Here is a 17451-nt window from a genome sequence, read left to right on the forward strand (position 1 = left end):
TCGATGACAGCCGCCGCAGCTTCAGGCCAGCGCTCGCTGGATCAGCAGCTTCTGGATGTCCGACGTGCCTTCGTAGATCTGGCACACGCGCACGTCGCGGTAGATCCGCTCTAGCGGAAAGTCGTTGACGTAGCCATAGCCGCCCAGCGTCTGGATGGCCGCGCTGCAGACGCGCTCGGCCATTTCACTGGCGAACAGCTTGGCCATCGCGGCTTCCTTCAGGCAGGGCAGGCCCGCATCGCGCAGGCTGGCCGCATGCCAGATCAGCTGGCGCGCCGCCTCGAGCTGGGTCGCGCAGTCGGCGAGGCGAAAGCCCACCGCCTGCTGCTCGAAGATCGGGCTGCCGAAGGCCTGGCGCTCCTTGGCATAGGCCAGGGCCACCTCGAAGGCGCTGCGCGCCATGCCCACGCTCTGCGCCGCGATGCCGATGCGCCCGCCCTCCAGCGCGCCGAGCGCGATCTTGTAGCCCTCGCCTTCCTGTCCGATCAGGTTCTCGGCCGGGACGCGGCAGGCGTCGAAATTGATCTGCGCGGTGTCGCTCGAATGCTGGCCAAGCTTGTCCTCCAGGCGCGCCACCGTGTAGCCGGGCGCATCGGTGGGCACGATGAAGGCGCTCATGCCGCGCTTGCCCGCGCCCTTGTCGGTGACCGCGATGACGATCGCGACCTGGCCGTTCTTGCCGCTGGTGATGAACTGCTTGACGCCGTCGATCACCCAGCCGTCCGCGTCCTTGCGCGCGGTGGTGCGCAGCGACGAGGCATCGCTGCCGGCCTGCGGCTCGGTCAGGCAGAAGGCGCCCAGCATCTGCCCCTGCGCGAGCGGCTGCAGCCACTTCTTCTTCTGCGCCGCGTTGCCGTAGCGCATGAGGATGGCATTGACCGGGCAGTTGGTGACGCTGATGGCGGTGCTGGTGCCGCCGTCGCCGGCCGCAATCTCTTCGAGCACGAGGGCGAGCGTCAGGTAGTCGAGGCCGGCGCCGCCATCCTCTTCGGGCACGCAGATGCCGTAGGCGCCCAGCGCCGCCAGGCCGGCGTGGGCTTCCTTCGGGAAGAGGTGCTCGCGGTCCCAGCGCGGCGCGTTGGGCCAGAGCTCGGCCTGGGCGAAGGCGCGCACTGCGTCGCGGATCGCTTCCTGGTCAGGGGTCAGCAGCATGGCGGCTCCTGGATGACGGTGACTTCGGGGCCCGGGTGCATGAAGGAGGTATCCGGGAGTTGGGGAACCCGCCATTCTAGGGAGCGCTCGCCCCGCCGGCCCGTGTGCGCGGCGGGCCAAGAAATGTCACCGCGCGCCGGGACACGGCCAAAAAGTGTCAATGCGCGCGCGGCGCGTCAGGCGGCCAGCAGGGCCGCGGCGGCTCGTGCGATGGCCCGCGCGTTCAGCTGCGCGGAGGTGCGCAGCACGCCTTGCCAGTAGCGCTCGACGGCCTCGAGGCCGCCGGCCTTCTCCTGCTGCTCGAAGGGGATGTGGAGCGACCAGTCGCTGAGACCCAGGAAATGAGCGCGAAAGACCTCGCCATGGAACTCGGCGGTCTCTTCCGCAGTGACGTCGCGCGTGACCAGGGGGCCCCGTTCGAACTGCAGGCTCAGGGCGTCGAGGTAGCCGCAAGCCATGGCGAGCCGGATCTGCGTGAGCTCACCGGCCTGCAGGTGCTGCACCGTCTCCAGGCGCAGGCCCGGTACCGTGCCGAGCCGCGGCTCGGCGAGCGGTCTGCCTTCGACATCGCCAGCGGCCCAGCACGCGTAGTAGTAGCCGTGATCGGCCAGGTAGGTATAGACCGAGCCCACCCGCCCTTGGCCAAGCAGCAGGCGGAGCTTCCTGAACTGGGCCTGCGAGATCGGTGAGGGCATTGAGGGCTCCGGCATCGGCAAGGGTTGCGCATCGAGCGAAGGCGCCCTGGGCCGATGGTCGGCGCCTTCACGGTGCTGCAACTGCAGTTATCGTGCCTGCCGGCTTCAGACCAGTTCGAGCGCGACCGCCGTGCCCTCGCCCCCGCCGATGCACAGGGTGGCGACGCCGCGCTTCTTGCCCTTTTGCTGGAGCGCATGGATCAGCGTGACCATGATGCGCGCGCCGCTGGCGCCGATCGGATGGCCCAGCGCGCAGGCGCCGCCATGCACGTTGACCACCGCGTGAGAGACGTCGAGCTCGTGCATCAACGCCATCGGCACCACCGCGAAGGCCTCGTTGACCTCCCACAGGTCGACGTCCTTCACGCCCCAGCCGGTCTTCTTGAAGAGCTTGGCCACGGCACCCACCGGCGCGGTCGAGAACCACTCGGGCTGCTGCGCATGGGTGGCGTGGCCGAGGATGCGCGCGATGGGCTTGGCGCCCAGCTTCTTCGCCGTGCTCTCGGTCATCATCACCAGCGCCGCGGCACCGTCGTTGATCGAGGAGCTGGAGGCGGCGGTGATGGTGCCGCCTTCCTTCTTGAAGGCCGGCTTGAGCGTGGGGATCTTGTCGAGCTTGACCTTGCCCGGGCCCTCGTCGATCTCGACCAGGGTGTCGCCGCCGCGGCCCTTGACCAGCACCGGCGCGATCTCGGCCTTGAAGGCACCCGAGGTGGTGGCGGCCTTGGCGCGCTCCACGCTGGCGATCGCGAAGGCATCCTGCTGCTCGCGCGTGAACTTGTACTTGGCCGCGCAGTCCTCGCCGAAGGTGCCCATCGAACGGCCGGGCTGGTAGGCGTCTTCCAGCCCGTCGAGCATCATGTGGTCGAAGATGCGGTCGTGGCCCATGCGGTAGCCGCCGCGGCCCTTGAGCATCAGGTAGGGCGCGTTGGTCATGCTCTCCATGCCGCCGGCCACCATCACCTCGTGCGTGCCGGCGAGCAGCAGGTCGTGCGCGAGCATCGCGGCCTTCATGGCCGAGCCGCACATCTTGCTGAGGGTGACGGCCCCGGCGCTGTCGGGCAGGCCGCCCTTGTAGGCCGCCTGGCGCGCCGGCGCCTGGCCCTGGCCGGCCATCAGGCAGTTGCCGAACAGCACCTCGCCGACCGTGTCGGGCGCGATGCCTGCGCGCTCGATGGCCGCCTTGATGGCCACGCCGCCCAGGTCGTGTGCGGCAAGGGAAGAAAAGTCGCCCTGGAAGCCACCCATGGGGGTGCGCGCGGCGCCGACGATCACGATTGATTCAGACATGAATTGCTCCTTGTGAAGTTGAAGAGGGAAGCGGGCTCCTAAACGCCCGATTTCGTTTCAGAAGTAAGGCGCATGGCCGTCGTGCTGGAAGCGCTGCGACTCGTCGTAGGGAAAGACGTCCAGCATCTGGCCGGCCTGGATGCGCTCCTTGTGGCTCTGCCAGAAGGCGGCGTCGAGCAGGTCGGCATGGTGGGCCATGAAGGCGTCGCGCACCGCCTCGTTGCCGAGCAGGAAGGGCCCGAAGGTCTCCGGGAAAACGTCCTTCGGGCCGACCGAGTACCAGACCTCGCCGCTCATCTCGTCCTCTTCGGTGCGAGCTTGCGGCACACGGCGGAAATTGCACTCGGTGAGGTACTCGATCTCGTCGTAGTCGTAGAACACCACCTTGCCGCCGCGCGTGACGCCGAAGTTCTTCCACAGCATGTCGCCGGGGAAGATGTTGGCCGCGACCATGTCCTTGATGGCATTGCCGTACTCGACGACCGCGTGCTCCAGCTGCTTGCCCGCCCGGTGTGCGTGCTCGGGATGCTCGAGCTGGTCGAAGGCCTCCTGCAGGTAGATGTTGAGCGGGATCATGCGGCGCTCGATGTAGACATGCTTGAGCACCACCTCCATCTCCCCGTTGCCGTCGCGGTCGCCGATCTCGAGCTGGCTGGGCGCGAACTGCCTGATCTCCTCGATCAGCTCGGGCTCGAAGCGGTCCAGCGGGAAGCCGACGTCGCTGTACTCCAGCGTGTCTGCCATGCGGCCCACGCGGTCGTGCTGCTTCACCAGCATGTACTTGCCCTTGATCTGCTCGCGCGTGGTGTCCTTCTGCGGCGGGTAGAAGTCCTTGATGACCTTGAACACGTAGGGAAAGGAGGGCAGGTCGAACACCAGCATCACCATGCCCTTGATGCCGGGCGCGATGCGGAACCGGTCGGTCGAGTAGTTCAGGTGGTAGAGGAAGTCGCGGTAGAAGAGCGTCTTGCCCTGCTTGGCGAGCCCGAGGGCGTTGTAGATCTCGGCGCGCGGCTTGCGCGGCATCAGCGAGCGCAGGAACTGCACATAGGCCGATGGCACCTCCATGTCGACCATGAAGTAGGCCCGCGCGAAGCTGAAGAGCATCTGCAGGTCTTCCTCGCCGAAGAGCGCGGCGTCGATGTAGAACTTGCCGGCGCGGTCATGCAGGATGGGCAGTGCGAAGGGCAGCTCGATGAAGCCGTTCATGATCTTGCCCACCACGTAGGCGCCCTTGTTGCGGTAGAACAGGCCCGACAACACCTGCAGCTGGAAGTTCGCGCGCAGCTTGACCTGGTGGAAGCGCCCGAGGATGGCGGCAGCCACGCGCTCGGCATCGCGCTGGATATCGGCAAAGCGGCCCTGCAGCGCGTAGTCCTCGAGCAGACGGCGCACCGTGTCGGGCAGCGTGTGCTGCTCTGGGTAGTAGGCGCGGTAGGTGGGCGCGCCGCGCGGCTCGATGTACTCGGTACTGATGGCCGGCCGCACGAAGATGAAGTCGTTCTGGAAGTAGGCGCGGTGCAGGATCTTGGTGGTGACCGAGTTGAAGAAGGTCTCGGCCAGCTCGGGCTGGTGGTGGTCGACCAGGAGGCCGATGAAATGCAGCTTGACCTGGTGCCAGACGTCCATGGGCTGCTCGCCGGCCTTGAACTCCTTCTCGAGCCGGGCCACCGCCTCGCTCACGCGCAGGTCGTAGAACTCGATGCGCTCGCGCTGCGCCCGCTGCTGGCCGGGCCAGTCGGCGGTCTCGAAGCGGTGCTTGGCGCGCGCCGACTCGGCGCGGAACAGCCGATAGTGGCGGTCGAAACCGTCGCGCATCGCCTTGGCGATGTCGTAGGCGAGCGGGGAATCGAGGCGCTGGGGAAACATGAGTTCACGGCTCGGCTTGCGCCGGATCGACGTTGGCTTGCGGCTCCTCGGCCCGCTTGCTCCACTTGTAGCGGATGCGCTGGACGGCCGCCTTGTACAAAGCCTCGATGGGCTTGACCCCGTCGAGCGTCATGCCGAGATCCTGCAGCAGCCCGTCGTGCACGCCGAAAGCCCAACCGTGAATGGACACGGATTGCTTACGGCTCCACGCATCCTCCATGACGGTGCTGACCGCGACGTTGACCACCTGCTCCGTCACATTGAGTTCGCACAGCGCGTCGGCGCGAAGTTCTTCGGGCAGGGAACTGAGCAGCACGCGATGGCGGTCTCGCACGTCCTGGATGTGGCGGATCCAGTTGTCGGCCAGCCCGATGCGCGCGCCTTCGAGCGCCGCCTGGACGCCCCCGCAACCGTAGTGACCCACCACCATGATGTGCTGGACCTTGAGCCGCTCGACGGCGAACTGGATCGCCGACAGCGCGTTCAGGTCGGAATGCACCACGATGTTGGCGACGTTGCGATGCACGAACACCTCGCCAGGCTCCAGCCCGGTGATCTGGTTGGCGGGCACCCGACTGTCGGAGCAGCCGATCCACATGTACTTGGGCGTCTGCTGCTTCACCAGGCTGGTGAAGAAGCCGGGACGATCCCGCTCCATGCGCGCTGCCCACGTGCGGTTGTGGGCGAAGAGATCCTCCAGGTTGTCGGGCGTGTCGTTTTCCATGGGGTCGTGCATAGTGAATGAGGGATGATGATGAGGCCTCAGCGGGCCTTCGGCTTGGACGCGCGGGTCAGGGCTGCGCGGGCCTGCTTCTCCTGCGCGCGGATCTCGGCGAGGTTGGTCTGCATCTCCTCCAACTGCGCCTCGAGCTGGGCGCGGTGGCTGCCGAGCACGCCGAGGAAGCGCTGCAGTTGCGGCACGGTGTCGCGCGGGCTGTCGTACATGTCGAGGATTTCCTTCACCTCGTTGAGCTTCAGGCCCAGACGCTTGGCGCGCAGCGTGAGTGTCAGCCGCGTGCGGTCGCGCGCGGTGTAGACGCGCTGCTGCCCCGCGCGCTCGGGGGCTAGCAGGCCCATGTCCTCGTAGAAGCGGATCGCCCGCGTGGTGAGGTCGAATTCCCTGGCGAGTTCGCCGATGGTGAAGGTCTGCGAGGACATCGGTTGGTCGGTTGGTCAATTGCGCGGGCGACAGCAGCTTTGGCCCTGACTACCTACAATGATGGGTCTTCCCCATGACGTTTACGTTAACGTCAATCCTACATGAACTTGCTCGAACGCGAACTCCATTACCCCCACGGCGACACGCTGCCCGCGCCGGGCCGGACCCTCGAAGTGGCGCCAGGCGTGCGCTGGCTGCGCATGGCACTGCCCTTCGCGCTCGACCACATCAACCTCTGGTTGCTGCGCGACAGCATCGACGGCGCAGAGGGCTGGACGGTAGTGGACTGCTGCATCTCGCACGAGGCCTCGCGCGCGCAATGGGAGCAGGTCTTCGCGAACGAGCTCGAGGGCCTGCCGATCCTGCGCGTGATCGTGACGCACATGCACCCCGACCACATCGGCCTGGCCGACTGGCTCTGCCGGCGCTGGAATGCGCCGTTGTGGATCAGCTCGACCGACTACCACGTCGCGCGCGTGCTCACCAGCACCGGCGACACGCTGGCCGGCGGGAATGCGGCGGCGGACTTCTTCGTCTCGCACGGCATGGCCGATGCCGAGGCGCTGGCGGTCATCCGCGGTCGCACCAGCTACTACGCCGACATGGTGCCATCGGTGCCGGCGAGTTTCGTGCGCATGCTCGACGGCGACACGGTCCGCATCGGCGGGCGCGCCTGGCGCTGCATCGGCGGCTACGGGCACGCGCCGGAGCACATCTCCCTGTACTGCGAGGAGCTCAATGCGCTGCTGGGCGGCGACATGATGCTGCCGCGCATCTCCACCAACGTGAGCGTGCACGCGGGGGAGCCCGACGCCAACCCCCTGCGCCTGTTCCTCGACAGCATCGACCGCTTCAACGCGCTGCCGGCCGACACGCTGGGCCTGCCCTCGCACGGCAAGCCGTTCACCGGCATCCACCAGCGCGTGAAGCAGCTTCAGGACCACCACCGCGACCGCCTCGCCGAGCTGCTGGAGGCCTGCACGACCCGGCCGCTCACCGGCGCCGAAGGGCTGCCGGTCCTGTTCAAGCGCGCACTCGACGTGCACCAGACCACCTTCGCCCTGGGCGAGACCGTGGCGCACCTGCACCTGCTGTGGTTCGAGGGGCAGCTGCAGCGTCGCCAGGGCGAGGACGGCGTCTGGCGCTTCGGCGTGTTCGGATGAGAGACCGCGCCGCTCCCAAGTCGAATAGCACCGCGGCGCGTAGCGCGGAGGCTACCTGATGGCCGCTTGGCCGCCCGGAGGCGGTCGCATCGCAGCCGAAGGCGCAGCTGCTTCAACAACCACGCTGGACCAGCTGCGCAGCGGGCAGCTGGCGGGAGCGCAACGGCTCGCGCTGCGCTGCGGTCTGACCGAGTTCCCGCGCGAGATCTTCGCGCTGGCCGACACGCTGGAGGAGCTCGACCTCTCGGGCAATGCACTGTCGGCGCTGCCCGAGGACTTCGGCCGGCTGCACCGGTTGCGCGTGCTCTTCTGCTCGAACAACCGCTTCACCGAACTGCCCGCTGCGCTGGGCCGGTGCACCAGCCTCGACATGATCGGCTTCAAGGCCAACCGCATCCGTACAGTGCCGGCCGAGGCGCTGCCGCCCGCGCTGCGCTGGCTGATCCTGACCGACAACGAGATCGACGCGCTGCCGCCCGCCATCGGCCGCTGCACCCGGCTGCAGAAGCTGATGCTGGCCGGCAATCGCCTCCAGGCCCTGCCGGCCGAACTGGCGGCCTGCCGCGCGCTGGAGCTGCTGCGCATCTCAGCCAACCGTCTCGAGACCCTGCCGGACTGGCTGCCCGCCCTGCCCCGGCTCGCCTGGCTGGCCTTCGCGGGCAACCCCTTCGACGACCGGGCCGAGACGGCCGCGGTGGAGGCGGCGGCCATCCTGGCGGTCGATTGGCGGCGCCTGTCGCTGCGCGACAAGTTGGGCGAAGGCGCATCCGGCGTGATTCACCGCGCCGACTGGGCACACCAAGACGGCAGCGTTCGGCCGGTGGCCGTGAAGCTGTTCAAGGGCGAAGTCACCAGCGACGGCTGGCCGCACAGCGAGATGGCCGCCTGCATCGCCTCCGGCGCGCATCCGAACCTGATCGCGGTCGAAGGCCGGGTTCAGCACCACCCCGAAGGCACAGCCGGCCTGGTGCTGGCGCTGGTCGACCCGCGCTTTCGCAACCTGGCAGGGCCGCCGAGCCTGGATTCCTGCACCCGCGACATCTATGCCGCTGACGCCGGCTGGCCGGTGGCGACCGCCCTGCAGCTGGCCCGCGGCATCGCCTCGGCCGCCGCGCAGCTGCACGCGCGCGGCATCGTGCATGGCGACCTCTATGCCCACAACATCCTGTGGGACAGCGAGGGCAACGGGCTGCTGGGCGACTTCGGTGCCGCCTCCTTCCTGCCGCCGGACAACGCGGTTCAGGCCCTGGCGCTGCAGCGCGTCGAGGCGCGCGCCTTCGGCCTGCTGCTCGGGGAGCTGCGCTCGCGCTGCCGCCTGGTGGACGATGCGGAACGCGCAGTGCTGGAACGATGGACCGAGCTCGAAAGGCGCTGCACACAGCCGGAGGCCGCCGCGCGCCCGCGGCTGGCCGAGATCGCCTCGGCCCTGGCCGCCGCCTGAGGCCCGCCATGCCCGCCGTGCCGCTGCCCACCCGCGACGGCGTCGGCGCGAGCCGCGTCGCGCTGCCGCCCGGCCCCTGGCCCACCATCGCCGAATTCCTGGTCGAGCGCTTCGCGGCCATTCCGCGCGCCGCGTGGGAAGCGCGCATGCGCGCGGGCGACGTGGTGGACGAGCACGGCGTCCCCGTCACGCCGAGCCGGCCGTACCAGCCGCGGCTGCACGTCTTCTACTACCGCTCGCTCGACAACGAGCGGCCCGTGCCCTTCGAAGAGACGGTGCTGTTCCGGGACGAGCACCTCCTCGCAGTGGACAAGCCGCACTTCCTGACCGTGGCGCCAGTGGGCAAGTACGTGCAGCAGAGCCTGCTGGTGCGCCTGCAGCGCAAGCTGGGACTGGACCAGCTCGCGCCCCTGCACCGGATCGACCGCGAGACCGCCGGGCTGGTGCTGTTCTCGGTGCAGCCGGCCACACGCCATGCCTACCACGCGCTGTTCGCCGCGCGCGCCATCACCAAGGGCTACGAGGCCATCGTGCCGTGGCAGGGCACGCCGGCCCTGCCGGCCGTGCGCCGCAGCCGCCTGGTCGACGACACGCATTTCATGCGCATGCGCGAGGTGGAGGGCGAGCCCAACGCCGAGACCCGCTTCCAGCTGCTGGAGGCCCGCGACGGCTGGGCCCGCCTGCTTCTGTCGCCGCTGACCGGCCGCCGCCATCAGCTGCGCGTGCACTGTGCCGCGCTGGGCCTGCCGATCCGCCACGACACCCTCTACCCCACGCTGCTGCCCGAGGGCGCCGACGATTTCGAGCGGCCGCTGCAGTTGCTGGCCAGGTCGCTGGCGTTTCGAGACCCGCTCGACGGACGGCCGCGCGCCTTCGAAAGCCTTCGCTCGCTCGCCCTGTAACCGAGGCTCGCGGCTCCCGACAAACCCGCTTCGACCAAAGTCGAAGGCTGCTCAAACCGGGCCTGTTCTGATGAATACTCCCGTCGATGAACGTACTGATGATCGACGACCACGTGATGTTCCTGCAGGGCATGAAGAACCTGCTGAGCGTCCTGGTGCCCGAACTGCGCGTGGAGACCGCGGGCGAGATGAGCAATGCCATCAGGCTGGTGGAGCTGGCCGAGTTCGATCTCGTACTGCTGGACTGGCACCTGGCCGACTGCAGCGGCGAGGAATCGATCCGCCGGCTGCGCGATGCCGGCTGCATGGCGCGCATCGTGGTGCTGTCGGGCGACACCAACGCCACCATGATCCGCAACACGGTGGACCTGGGCGCGGCCGGCTTCATCCCCAAGAAGTACAGCTCGGAGATGATGGTCGCGGCCCTCCAGCAGGTGCTGGCCGGCCGCATCTTCCTGCCGCTGGAAACCCTCAACGCAGCCCCGCCGCCGGCGGTGGAAAGCGCCACTGCGGCCGGCCATGACCCGCGGCTCGCCGGCCTCACCCCGCGCCAGATGGACGTCTACCGCGCGGCCGCGCGCGGCCTGCCCAACAAGCTGATCGCGCGCCAGCTCGACATCGCCGAATCCACTGTCAAGGCCCACCTCACCGCGGTCTACACCGCGCTGGGCGTGCGCAACAGGACCGAGGCCGCCTACCAGGCCTCGCGCGAGGGCGTGCGCATTGACTGAAGCCATCTCGGCCCCGATGCCGCTGGCCGCGGCCTCGCGCGAGGCCCGGATCGGGCAGCGCATCCTGGAGCGCCGGCTGCAGCTGATCCTCGCGTACTCGCGGCGGCTGCCGCTCAACTACCTGGGCTACATCCTGGTCGCCTTCATCGTCTGGCGCCAGGGCGTGGAACTCTGGCCGTGGGTCTGGCTGGTGCTGACCGGCGCGGTCATGGTGTATCGCTGGCGAATGGGCCTGGCGGTGGAACGCGCCGAGCCGGACACCCAGCTGCAATACCTGCCGCGGCTGCTGCGCGGCTTCGACTACAACGGCGTGTCGACCGCGAGCATCGTCCCCTTCGCCTTCTACGCGCCGGGCGACTTCGCGCCGATGGCGGTGGCCGCGGTGCTGATGGCCGGCTGCACCATCGGCGCCGCCTCGGTGGCGGGCTCGCAGCGCGCCTTCGTCGGCTTTTGCACCCTCACCTTCTGTTTTCTTGCCGGCGGCTGGGCCTGGCGCGGCGGCGCCATCGGCTACATGTTCGCGGCCGGCATCCTGCTCGTCTATTTCATGCTGCTGGCCACCGTGAAGGACCAGGGCCGCATGCTGCACAAGCTCATGAGCGTGCTCGACGACAACGCCGTGCTGTCGGAGGCCGTGCGCCAGGAGCGCGACCGCGCCACCGCCGCCAGCGAGGCCAAGACCCGCTTCTTCGCGGCCGCCAGCCACGACCTGCGCCAGCCCCTGCACGCGCTGTCCATCAACGCGACCACGCTGGACATCCTGGCGCGCCGCTCGCCGGACCCACTGCTCAAGGAGGTCAGCCGCGGCATCGGCAGCGCGCTGCGCCAGAGCAGCGGCCTGCTCGACGGCCTGCTGGATATCTCGCGCCTGGACGCCCACACCATCGAGGCCAGGTTCGCGCCGCACGACATCGGCGCCGTGCTGCGCGCCTCGCGCGACGAGTACGCGGCACTGGCGGCGCAGCAGGGACTGTTCCTGAAGGTGACGGTGCCGGAGACGCCGCTGTGGGGGCTGACGGACGCCGACCAGCTGATCCGCATCGTCGGCAACCTGGTGAACAACGCGATCAAGTTCACCAGCCGCGGCGGGGTGGCGCTGTCGGCCGAAGCCGCCTCCGATGGCCGGGTGCTGGTGCGGGTGAGCGATACCGGCCCCGGCATCCCGGCGAACGAACGCGAGCGGGTGTTCGAGGAGTTCTACCAGATCGGCAATCCCTCGCGCGACCGCAGCCAGGGCCTGGGCCTCGGGCTGGCGATCGTGCGGCGAACGGCCGAGCTGCTGAAGATCGAGATCGGCCTGGACAGCGAACCCGGCCGCGGCACCACCTTCACCCTGCAACTCGCCTCGGCCGCGCCGATGGACGAGAGCCATCCCGAAGCCCCGACCGCGCAGGCGCGCGCCTTCGACGGCACGCGTCTGGCGGTGCTGCTGGTGGACGACGAGGCCGAGGTGCTGTCGGCGATGTGCACCTACCTGCACCAGCTGGGTTGGTCGGTCAAGGGCGTGTCCACCGGCGCCAAGGCGCAGCAGGCGTTGGCCGAGGGCTTCGAGCCCGACGTGATGGTGGTGGACTACCGCCTGCGCGACGAAACCGGCCTGGATGTGATCGCGCGGGTGCGCCAGCAGCGGCCGGCGCTGCCGGCAGTGATCGTGACCGGCGAGACCGCGCCCTCGCGCTTCCGCGAGTTCTCCACCGTGGCGGCGCGCATCCTGCACAAGCCGCTGGACGGCGACAAGCTCGCGCGCACGCTGCAGGAGGTGGTCCTGGCGTTGGACGAGGACGAAGCGCCGGAGCCGGTGGCGCCAAGGTGACGCCCGGCGGTGCCCGCGCGCACTAAGCTTGGTCCGTACTCCTGGAGACACAGCGCATGGACACCACCCGACTCTTCTCTCTTGCCGGCCGCACGGCCCTCGTCACCGGCGGCTCGCGCGGCATCGGCCGCATGATCGCCGAAGGCTTCCTGGCCCAGGGCGCGCGCGTATATATCTCGGCGCGCAAGGCAGAGGCCTGCGACCGGACGGCGCAGGAGCTCTCCGTTTTCGGCCCCTGCATCTCGCTGCCGGCCGACGTCTCGACCGTCGAAGGCGCCCACGCGCTGGTCCAGGCCTACGCCGGCCACGAGAGCACGCTGGACATCCTGGTCAACAACGCCGGTGCCGCCTGGGGCGCGCCCTACGAGGAGTTCCCCGAAAGCGGCTGGGACAAGGTGGTGGACCTCAACCTCAAGACGCCGTTTTTCCTGACCCAGGCGCTGACGCCGATGCTCAGGAAGGCGGCCACCGATCACCTGGCGAAGGTGATCAACATTGCCTCGATCGATGGCATCTCCGTCAACCCGCAGGAAACGTACTCTTACGCGGCGAGCAAGGCCGGCCTGATCCAGCTGACGCGCCGCATGGCACTGCGCCTGGCGCAGGAGCGCATCGTCGTCAGCGCGATCGCGCCGGGCGCCTTCGCCTCCAGCATGAACAAGGACGCGCGCGACCATGGCGAGGAGATCAAGGGCCGCATTCCGGCCGGGCGCATCGGCGAGCCGGAGGACATGGCAGCGGCCGCGATCTACCTGGCCTCGCGGGCGGGCGATTATGTGGTGGGTTCGACGCTGGTGGTCGATGGGGGCGTCACGCACGCGCGATAGCCGTGAGCGTTACCACTTCGGAACCGGCTGCTCCTTGAGTTGCCGGCGCAAATCGTCGTAGTTCGGCACCACCGTTTCCACCGTCTCCCAGAAACGCGCGCTGTGGTCCATCACGCGCAGGTGGGCCAGTTCGTGGGCGACCACGTAGTCGATCACGGGCAGCCGGAAGTGCACCAGCCGCCAGTGCAGGCGGATCGCGCCGTCGACGCGGGCACTGCCCCAGCGCGTCGAGGCGTTCGACAGCGTCAGCTTGTTCCAGGACACGCCGAGGCGCGGCGCGAAGTGGTCCAGGCGCTCGGTGAATATGCGCCGCGCCTGGCGCATTAGCCAGGCCTGCGCGGCATCCTGGATCTGGGCCGGGCCGGCGTTTTTCGCGAGCGCCAGCCGCAGGATGCGCGCCTCCGCGCCGACACCCGCATCGAGCATCGCGCCCACGCCCTCGAAGCCGTGGTGCGGGTCGAGGCGCACCAGCACAGGCTCGCCCAGGAACGGAAAGCTCACGCCGTCCCGCCACTCGATGCGCGTCGCCTCCAGCTTCGCATGGCGCTGCTGCGTCTCGGCCAGCTTGCGCAGGATCCAGTCGGCCTTCTCCTTCACCGCCGCATCGACGTCGCGCAGCGCAACCCAGCGCGGCGCGCGCACCGTCAAGCCCTCGGCGCCGACGATGAAGCCGATGGTGCGGCGCTTGCCGCGTGTGAACTCGTAGGCCACGCGGGCATTGCCCAGCGTGAGCTCGCGCGTGGCGCGCGGATGGACGAAGCTGGCCGGGCTCATCGCCTGGGCCAAGGGGATCGCGGGAGGCGCGGCGCTGTCCAACGGCGCGGGTGGAGCCGGCGCCGGGGTCGGCGGCGGCACGGGCTCATCGAACAGGTCGAGCGTGAATTGCAGCAGGCCGCGCATGATGCCTGTCCTCAGGCCGACACCGTCTCCACCGAGATGTAGGCCTCGGGGTCGAGCCGGCGCATCTCGCCCTCGATCCAGGCCTCCACCTCGCGCATCAGCTCGTCGGGCTTGCGCCCGACGCTGGAGATGGCCGGGCCAATGGAGACATCCACCACGCCGGGGCGCTTGATGAAGGCCTTGCGCGGCCAGACCTTGGCCGATGTCACCGCGATGGGAATCACCGGCACCCCGGTTTCGCAGGCCAGCCGCGTGCCACCAGTCTTGTAGATGCCCTGCTGCCCGCGCGGGATGCGGGTGCCTTCGGGGAACATGATGATCCAGATGCCCTGGGCCAGCAGCGCACGGCCCTGCGCGACCACCTTGTTGAAGGCCTGGGTGCGCTGGCTGCGGTCGATGTGGATCATGTCCAGCCGCGCCATGGCCCAGCCGAAGAAGGGCACGTAGATCAGCTCCTTCTTGAACACGTAGGCCAGCGGATGCGGCATCAAGGTCGGCATCAGGAAGGTCTCGAAGGTCGACTGGTGCTTCACCAACAGGACGCAGCCGGCAAGCTTGTCCTGGGGCAGGTTCTCCATGCCGCTGACGCGCGTTTCAATGCCGAGCAGCACACGGGCGCCGCCGATGGCCCAGCCGAGCCAGCGCACCGCCATCCAGTACAGCGGGATGCCGCGCTTCCATAGGGAACTGACCACCATGATCATCCCCCATGGCACCACGGTGACGAGCATCCACAGGGCATGGACGATGGATCGGAGGAGGGACATCAGACGGCCAGGTTGAGTGCTTTGCGCTCTTCGCGCTCCAGCAGGAAGTCGACGAAGGCCGCCAGGTCTTCGTGCACGCGTGTCTTCGGCGGGTATTCGGGCGGCAGCGGCACGCCGCGGCAGACCGCGCCCATGCCGGTCAGCAGCAGGTGCGGCTCGCAGCCCGCGGCCGCGCCGGCCAGCATGTCGCGCAGGCTGTCGCCGGCGGTCGGCACGTTGGCGAGATCCACGCCATAGCGCTCGGCGATCTGCAGGAACAGGCCCGGCTTGGGCTTGCGGCATTCGCAGTTCTCGTCGGGGCTGTGCGGGCAATAGAACACCGCGTCCACGCGCCCGCCCACGGCCGCCAGCATCTTGTGCATCTTGGCGTGCATGGCGTTGAGCGAGGCCACGTCGAACAGCCCGCGGCCGAGGCCGGACTGGTTGGAGGCGATCACCACATGCCATCCCGCATGGTTGAGCCGCGCCACCGCCTCCAGCGCACCGGGCAACGGCGTCCACTCGATGTCGCTCTTGACGAAGTCCTCGCGGTGCACGTTGAGCGTGCCGTTGCGGTCGAGGATGACGATTTTCATGGGGCCCCCGATCACGCCGCAAGCCGCTCCAGCTGCGCCACCTGGTTCATGGCCCGGTGCAGCAGCATCAGCAGCCCCAGACGGTTCAGCCGCAGGTCGGACTGCTCGGCGTTGACCATCACGTCGTCGAAGAAGGCGTCGACCGGCCCGCGCAGCGCAGCCAGGGTCTGCAGCGAGGCGGTGTAGTCACCGGCATCGAACTGCGCATTGGCCGTGGGCAAGACCTTCTGCATGGCGGCGTGCAGCGCCTTCTCGGCCGGCTCCTTCAGCAGCAGCTCGCTCACATGCGCATCGGCCTCGGGCGATTTCTTGAGGATGTTGCCGATGCGCTTGTTGGCCGCGGCCAGCGCCGGCGCCTCGGGCAGGGCTGCGAAGGCGCGCACGGCCGCCAGCAGCTTGGGCACCTCGCCCAGGCGCTGCGGCGCGGGCGCCAGCACCGCATCGACCTCCTGGGCGCTGGCGCCCTGCTCGCGCAGGCTACCGGCCAAGCGGTCGTAGATGAAGGCTTCGAGCGCCTCGGTCGGGTCGGCCAGCGGATGGTCGCCGGCCTTGGGCGCGTTGAAGGCGGCATAGGCCTGGCCGATCAGGTCACGCAGGCCCAGCGGCAGGTGACGCTCGGTCAGCATGCGGATCACGCCCAGCGCGTGGCGGCGCAGCGCGAAGGGGTCGCGGTCGCCGGTCGGCAGGTTGCCGATGCCGAACATGCCCACCAGGGTCTCGAGCTTGTCGGCCAGGGCGGCCACGATGCCGACCGGGCCACGCGGCAACGCGTCGCCTGCGAAGCGGGGCTTGTAGTGGTCCTCGATCGCATCGGCCACGGCGTGCTCGAGGCCGTCGTGCAGCGCGTAGTAGCGGCCCATGATGCCCTGCAGCTCGGGGAACTCGCCGACCATGTCGGTGACCAGGTCGGCCTTGGCGAGCTGCGACGCCTGCACCGCGCGCGGCGCCAGCGCAGGGTCGCTCGAAGCCGTGCCCAGCTGCTCGCCGATGGCGTGCGCAATGCGCATCACGCGCTCGACGCGTTCGCCCTGCGTGCCGAGCTTGTTGTGATAGACCACCTTGCCCAGCGACTCGACGCGCGAAGCGAGTGACTTCTTGCGGTCCTGGTCGAAGAAGAACTTGGCATCGGCCAGGCGCGGGCGCACCACGCGCTCGTTGCCCCCGACCACGGCGCTGGCGTCGGCTGGGCGGATGTTGCTGACCACCAGGAACTTGTTGGTGAGGCGCCCGGCGGCATCGAGCAGCGGAAAGTATTTCTGGTTCGCCTTCATCGTGAGGATGAGGCATTCCTGCGGCACGCCGAGGAACTCGCGTTCGAATTCGCAGACCAGCACGTTGGGGCGCTCGACCAGTGCCGTGACCTCGTCGAGCAGCGCATCGTCGTCGATCGGCTGCGTGCCGGCGCCGGCCGACAGCGCGGCCTCGGCCAGCTGACGCGCGATCTCGAAGCGGCGCGCCTCGAAGCCGGCAATTACCGCGCCCTCTTCCTCCAGCTGCACCGCATAGCTGTTGGCGTCGCGCAGCACGATCGGGTCGCGCCGGGCCTCGAAGCGGTGGCCATGGGTTTCGCGTCCGGCCTGGAGGCCCAGCGCTTCGACCGGCACCACGGTATCGCCATGCAGCGCGACCAGCCCATGCGCCGGACGCACGAAGCTGACGCTGGTCCACCCGGGCAGCGCGCAGCCGGCTTCGAGCTGGTAGCTCATGACCTTGGGGATCGGCAGCTTCGCGATGGCTTCGGCCAGCGCCTTCTGCAGGCCTTCGGCCAGCGTCGCGCCCTTGGCGCTGCTGTCGAAGAACAGGGCCTCGGCCTTGCCATCCATCGCGCGGCGCAGGCCTGGCACGGCGGCGGCATCGGCGCCCAGCGCGGCCAGCTTCTTGAGCAGCGCCGGCGTTGGCTGGCCGGCAGCATCGAGCCCCACGGCCACGGGCATGAGCTTCTGCGAGATCGCGCGGTCGGCGGCCTGCGCGCCCACGTTGGTGAGGTGTGCCGCCAAGCGCCGCGGAGAGGCATAGGCCGTCAGTACCGAGCTCGCGTCGGCCAGCCCCTGGGCCCTCAGCTGGTCGCGCAGCACGCCGGCAAAGGCATCGCCCAGCTTCTTGAGCGCCTTCGGTGGCAGTTCCTCGACGAACAGTTCGACGAGCAGGTTGTTCTTGGTGCTCATCT

The 17451-nt window shown here is 69.0% G+C and carries 16 protein-coding genes; 6 read left to right on the forward strand and 10 right to left on the reverse strand.

The features are described 5' to 3' along the window. Nucleotides 1-21: 21 nt before the first annotated feature. The 6 genes from E5P3_RS26680 to E5P3_RS26705 form a co-directional block, all read right to left on the reverse strand. A complete protein-coding gene (locus E5P3_RS26680) occupies nucleotides 22-1152 on the reverse strand; it encodes an acyl-CoA dehydrogenase family protein (protein WP_162588714.1) in 1131 nt (376 codons plus the stop codon). Between the two features lie 176 nt (nucleotides 1153-1328). Next, entirely contained in the window at nucleotides 1329-1847 is a 519-nt protein-coding gene (locus tag E5P3_RS26685; protein WP_162588715.1) for a hypothetical protein, read from the reverse strand. Between the two features lie 105 nt (nucleotides 1848-1952). Further along, nucleotides 1953-3137: an acetyl-CoA C-acyltransferase gene (locus tag E5P3_RS26690; RefSeq protein WP_162588716.1), complete on the reverse strand. Its 1185-nt coding sequence runs from the start codon at nucleotides 3135-3137 to the stop codon at nucleotides 1953-1955. 57 nt (nucleotides 3138-3194) lie between these two features. Then, a complete protein-coding gene (gene aceK, locus E5P3_RS26695) occupies nucleotides 3195-5006 on the reverse strand; it encodes a bifunctional isocitrate dehydrogenase kinase/phosphatase (RefSeq protein ID WP_162588717.1) in 1812 nt (603 codons plus the stop codon). A 4-nt stretch (nucleotides 5007-5010) separates the two neighbouring features. After that, nucleotides 5011-5730, reverse strand: coding sequence for a carbonate dehydratase (gene can / locus E5P3_RS26700; protein ID WP_162588718.1), 720 nt, complete (start codon nucleotides 5728-5730; stop codon nucleotides 5011-5013). Nucleotides 5731-5768: 38 nt separating this feature from the next. Next, entirely contained in the window at nucleotides 5769-6164 is a 396-nt protein-coding gene (locus E5P3_RS26705; RefSeq protein ID WP_162588719.1) for a MerR family transcriptional regulator, read from the reverse strand. A gap of 102 nt (nucleotides 6165-6266) precedes the next feature. Here E5P3_RS26705 and E5P3_RS26710 point away from each other — a divergent pair, with 102 nt between their 5' ends. The 6 genes from E5P3_RS26710 (at nucleotide 6267) to E5P3_RS26735 (ending at nucleotide 13042) form a co-directional block, all read left to right on the forward strand. Beyond that, complete coding sequence (locus E5P3_RS26710) at nucleotides 6267-7328, forward strand: MBL fold metallo-hydrolase (RefSeq protein WP_162588720.1); 1062 nt, start codon at nucleotides 6267-6269, stop codon at nucleotides 7326-7328. 58 nt (nucleotides 7329-7386) lie between these two features. After that, complete coding sequence (locus E5P3_RS26715; protein ID WP_162588721.1) at nucleotides 7387-8769, forward strand: leucine-rich repeat-containing protein kinase family protein; 1383 nt, start codon at nucleotides 7387-7389, stop codon at nucleotides 8767-8769. A gap of 8 nt (nucleotides 8770-8777) precedes the next feature. Continuing rightward, a complete protein-coding gene (locus tag E5P3_RS26720) occupies nucleotides 8778-9671 on the forward strand; it encodes a pseudouridine synthase (RefSeq protein ID WP_162588722.1) in 894 nt (297 codons plus the stop codon). A gap of 86 nt (nucleotides 9672-9757) precedes the next feature. Continuing rightward, on the forward strand, nucleotides 9758-10402 hold the full coding sequence (locus E5P3_RS26725; RefSeq protein ID WP_162588723.1) for a response regulator: 645 nt from the start codon (nucleotides 9758-9760) through the stop codon (nucleotides 10400-10402). Further along, nucleotides 10395-12215 (forward strand): ATP-binding response regulator, encoded by a 1821-nt coding sequence (locus E5P3_RS26730; RefSeq protein WP_162588724.1) that lies wholly within the window; start codon nucleotides 10395-10397, stop codon nucleotides 12213-12215. The genes E5P3_RS26725 and E5P3_RS26730 overlap by 8 nt, the downstream gene beginning before the upstream one ends. A 56-nt stretch (nucleotides 12216-12271) precedes the next feature. Continuing rightward, nucleotides 12272-13042, forward strand: coding sequence for an SDR family oxidoreductase (locus tag E5P3_RS26735; protein WP_162588725.1), 771 nt, complete (start codon nucleotides 12272-12274; stop codon nucleotides 13040-13042). A gap of 9 nt (nucleotides 13043-13051) precedes the next feature. On the opposite strand, the gene E5P3_RS26740 is transcribed toward E5P3_RS26735, so the two are convergent. Genes E5P3_RS26740 through glyS form a run of 4 tightly spaced genes read right to left on the reverse strand, consistent with a single transcriptional unit; the run spans nucleotide 13052 to nucleotide 17449 of the window. Then, nucleotides 13052-13942, reverse strand: coding sequence for a M48 family metallopeptidase (locus tag E5P3_RS26740; protein WP_162588726.1), 891 nt, complete (start codon nucleotides 13940-13942; stop codon nucleotides 13052-13054). An 11-nt stretch (nucleotides 13943-13953) separates the two neighbouring features. Further along, nucleotides 13954-14709 carry a lysophospholipid acyltransferase family protein gene (locus E5P3_RS26745; RefSeq protein ID WP_162588727.1) on the reverse strand — a complete coding sequence of 252 codons (756 nt, stop codon included), beginning with the start codon at nucleotides 14707-14709 and terminating at the stop codon, nucleotides 13954-13956. Next, complete coding sequence (gene gmhB, locus E5P3_RS26750) at nucleotides 14709-15284, reverse strand: D-glycero-beta-D-manno-heptose 1,7-bisphosphate 7-phosphatase (RefSeq protein ID WP_232073323.1); 576 nt, start codon at nucleotides 15282-15284, stop codon at nucleotides 14709-14711. The genes E5P3_RS26745 and gmhB overlap by 1 nt, the downstream gene beginning before the upstream one ends. Before the next feature lie 11 nt (nucleotides 15285-15295). Beyond that, complete coding sequence (glyS, locus tag E5P3_RS26755) at nucleotides 15296-17449, reverse strand: glycine--tRNA ligase subunit beta (protein WP_162588728.1); 2154 nt, start codon at nucleotides 17447-17449, stop codon at nucleotides 15296-15298. Nucleotides 17450-17451: the final 2 nt, after the last annotated feature.

Origin of the sequence: Variovorax sp. RA8, from assembly GCF_901827175.1 — a bacterium.
Taxonomy (GTDB): Bacteria; Pseudomonadota; Gammaproteobacteria; order Burkholderiales; family Burkholderiaceae_C; genus Variovorax.